Source organism: Streptomyces viridiviolaceus, from assembly GCF_014650995.1.
GTDB classification, from domain to species: Bacteria; Actinomycetota; Actinomycetes; order Streptomycetales; family Streptomycetaceae; genus Streptomyces; species Streptomyces viridiviolaceus.
This window is the reverse complement of record NZ_BMWA01000071.1, coordinates 1-3,446: the sequence shown is the minus strand read 5'-3', so window position 1 is coordinate 3,446 and position 3,446 is coordinate 1. Positions and strand designations below refer to the sequence as shown.

At 67.1% G+C, this 3,446-nt stretch carries 3 protein-coding genes and 3 pseudogenes; 3 read left to right on the top strand and 3 right to left on the bottom strand.

Going from position 1 to position 3,446, the window contains the following annotated elements; genetic code table 11:
• Positions 1 to 470 (bottom strand): hypothetical protein (locus tag IE260_RS42490; protein WP_229881852.1); only part of this gene is annotated, 470 nt, incomplete at its 3' end.
• A gap of 144 nt (positions 471 to 614) precedes the next feature.
• Between IE260_RS42490 and IE260_RS40830 the strand changes: the two are divergent.
• Positions 615 to 1,474: pseudogene (locus tag IE260_RS40830) on the top strand (esterase-like activity of phytase family protein); the annotation flags it as partial.
• A 40-nt stretch (positions 1,475 to 1,514) separates the two neighbouring features.
• Here the strand turns inward: IE260_RS40830 and tpg are convergent.
• Positions 1,515 to 1,798, bottom strand: a pseudogene (gene tpg / locus IE260_RS40825) (telomere-protecting terminal protein Tpg); the annotation flags it as partial.
• 152 nt (positions 1,799 to 1,950) lie between these two features.
• Between tpg and IE260_RS40820 the strand changes: the two are divergent.
• On the top strand, positions 1,951 to 2,994 hold the full coding sequence (locus IE260_RS40820; RefSeq protein WP_229881851.1) for a DUF1963 domain-containing protein: 1,044 nt from the start codon (positions 1,951 to 1,953) through the stop codon (positions 2,992 to 2,994).
• 174 nt (positions 2,995 to 3,168) lie between these two features.
• Here IE260_RS40820 and IE260_RS40810 read toward each other — a convergent pair.
• Positions 3,169 to 3,300: pseudogene (locus IE260_RS40810) on the bottom strand (IS5/IS1182 family transposase); the annotation flags it as partial.
• Positions 3,301 to 3,355: 55 nt separating this feature from the next.
• Here IE260_RS40810 and IE260_RS40805 point away from each other — a divergent pair.
• Positions 3,356 to 3,446 (top strand): helix-turn-helix domain-containing protein (locus IE260_RS40805; RefSeq protein ID WP_189880988.1); only part of this gene is annotated, 91 nt, incomplete at its 3' end.

Here is a 3,446-nt window from a genome sequence, read left to right as displayed (position 1 = left end):
GGCGCTATCTGCTCCCACGCCTCATCCGTCAACTCACCACGACCCACCACAAGATCAATTATCAGACAGTGCCTAGGCGCGACGGTGATCCGCCGCACGCCGTACTGACCCTGCCGTGTCCTTCTGAAGCTGACGGCGTTAGGGCAAGAGCACGGTCGCGTGGGGCGATCCGTGGTTCTCCGCTCGGCCAGGCGTCGGTCGGAGAAGGTGTGTGGTGGTGGCTCTGGGCGTCGGGGCCTGGGACTCAGGGCCCCACCCTCGCCCCGGCTGAGCTGGCCTGGCTCGCTGAAGACGAGCCCCTCGCTGGTCGTCGTGCCCTTGACCTGGACCAGCAGCCGCGCGGATCCCTGCTTCGCGAGCAGGTCGGCGAATCGGAAGTTCCTCGCCAGCTTGTTGAGGTTGATTACCTCCCAGCCCTCAGCAGTAAGAACGGTCTCCGCTGCCGGGCTTGGCGAGGAACTTGAGAACACGCAGTGTCGCGTACAGCCGTCCGGCCCGTCGCTCGCTTTCGTTCTCCTCCGGCATGGCTTATTACTTGCCATCGGAGCCCCCGGACCTCCATCTTTCGAAAAGGGGCTGCCTTCCGGCCGCCGCTCGCCCTTAGGGTGACGCCCATGCGCCCGAGAACCCTGCGAACCGTCCTCGCCGCCCTCACCGCCGGTCTCGCGGCGGCCGGCTGCGTGACCGACGGCGCTCCGGCCACCGCGCAAGAAACTCCGAAGAACAGCTGCTCGCCCTCCGTCTCGCTCACCGGCTTCTCCGACGCCCTCGACAAGACCACCTACGGCGACACCTCCGTCGGCAACCTCTCTGCTCTCACCCCCGACGGCCCGGGTTCCCTCGCCGCGCTGTCCGACCGCTCCTCGCTGTTCCGCCTGGACGCCAGGACCCTGGAGCCACGGGGTGTGGTTCGCCTCGCCGACGAGAGCGGGGCCGTGCTCGACTCGGAGGGGCTGGTCGTCGACCGGGACGGGACGTATCTCGTCTCCTCGGAGATCGAGCCATCCATCCGGCGCTACTCCCGGGACGGCAAGATCCTCGACCGGCTCCCCGTGCCGGACGCTGTGCGGACCGCGCCCGTAGGGCGTGCCCGGTCCAACGGCAGCTTCGAGGGGCTGACGCTGTCCCGGACGGCCGCACCCTGATCGCCTCCATGGAGTACGCGCTCTCCGGGGACAGTGCCGCCCTTGTCCGGTTTCAGACCTGGGAGCGGGCCGAGGACGAAGGAGGCCGCTTCGGGGCCGCGGACCAGTACGCCTACCGCGTCGACCCTGGCCTCGGCGTCCCCGAGGTCACCGCGCTGCCCGACGGCCGCCTCCTGCTGCTGGAGCGCGGCTTCACCTCCGGCGTCGGCAACACCGTTCGCCTCTTCCTGGCCGACCCGCGGCGGGCCACGGACACGAGCGGGATCGACACGCTCACCGAGGGGCAGGAGAGTGTGCGGACGGTGAGGAAGACCCTGCTCGCCGACCTCGTCGACTAGCCCGGCAGCCGGATCCACCGCCTCGGTCTGCTCATGCCCCTGCGCATGCGCTACCTAAACCAGATCCGCCAGCAGGTGAGACCTCCTTGAGGCCTTCGGCGGCGATGTCCTGCAGTTGCCGGTCGGGGCGCCGGCCTGCTGGGCGTCGAAGAGGTGGGCAGCGTACTGCGGCGGCAGCGCGACGGTCAGGTGCCGGATCAGGGCATCGTCAGTCGTACCCACCGACGCGGTGTAGCCGATCCGGGCCCGGGTGTCGATGACGATGCCGCCCGTGGTCGCCGCCCGCTGCCGGGCCCGGGCGGGTTCGATCCGCTTGCTTCGTGGCGCCCCTCGACCGGACGTCTCGGCCTAGAGCGGCAGTGCAGGCGAGTGGCGGTATCACCTGAGCTCAACGGCGTACGCGCTTCCGGGAACTCCCATCCGTCGGTTCCTTCTCTGAAGCCCGCCACGATGACGTCGTCGATGAAGTGGTCCTCGGGCTCACCGTCGGTGAGCTCGCCGGCCAGCCAGAGTTCCTCGATCGCGTCCCAGTAGCCCCTCCGTCCGCCGATGCGCTCACCGCTCGCATCCACCACGTACAACCCCTGTCCACCAACACCCCGATGGCACAGCCGGGTTGGAAAGGGTTTATCTTCTCGGGCATGGATCATCAGGGAGAGTTTCGTCGGGCAGCGCTTGAGTTGCGCATCCCGGACGACGAGATCAGCAGGTTCAGCCAGCACCTTCGTTTGGCGATCGGATTGTCAGGGGGTGGCGATGGCTCTCCGGTCGGGCACATCGGTGGGTTGTCCAGGCTGCCGGTGGGCATGAAGTGGCCGTCCGCCGGGGACATTCCATTGCCGTTGCTCCTTTCCGTCGATTGTGGGGCGCTGCCGAGGGTCGACGGCTACGACCTGCCGGCGGACGGGACGCTGCTCTTCTTCGTCCACCAAGAGATGGACTTCAGCGAATTGCGGGCCGATGCGGGACAGTACGCGCGAGTCGTGTATGTACCGGACGGCACCGAAACCGCGGTCGCGGAACCCCCCAGCTCCGCGTGTGTCCGCGAGCGGATCGACGTCTGCGCCGAGCTCAGAGCCGATCTGCCCCTTTGGCTCGAGGAGGGCGACGAGGACGAGGGCTGGCACGAGTTCTGGGAAGATCTCGAGTGGGAGGACATGTCACCCTTCCAGCAGCAGTTGGCCCGGTACATGGAGCGTGAACTGCCGCACCTGGACGAACTTCGGTCTCTGGCCTACCGCCTCTGGTCGTCTGGCGCCTACCTCGTCATCGGCGGGTACGCCGATGACGAGGCGACAGTCGGCAGCCTCACGGCGAAGACCCTCGCGAAGGGAGAATGGCTTTCCTATATGGACGAGGACGCGCTCCGGCTGGCGAGCGAATGGATACCGCTCGCCAATGAAGCCCGGGTCTACGCGGAGCACTACACGAAATTTATGATCCGCCACGACGACCTGGCCGCCGCTCGGTGGGACAAGGCGCTAACCGTGACCAATTTCGAGGCCCCGTGACCAGGTTCGACGCACCTCTACCCCTGGGGACTGGCGAAGGCTGTTCACAAAGACTGTCCAGGCGTCCGCGCCCATGGCCACGACCGGGGCCAGTGGGGTTCTTGCCGTTGCGGACGGGAACGGTAGGGCAGGCGTAGCTCCGGGCCACCTCGACACACTGAGCCCTTTCTAACCTCACTTTGAGCTGGCCAGATATAGGGCGAGGATGGCTTGGACGAGTGCGGTGATGCGAGTGGTCGAGCACCGGAGTTTACGGAGGGGCCTCCAGGCTTTGAGGGTGGCCCTGGCCTGCTCGACGAGTGCGCGCCCGCCTGTAGTCGTTCTCCCCATCCATGAGACCAATAGTAGTAATGTCGTTGTCGTGCAGCTCCGCTACAACTACCGGGCCTACCCGGACGCCACACAGCGCCGTGCGCTGGACAGTGCGTTCGGATGCGCACGCGTGGTGTGGA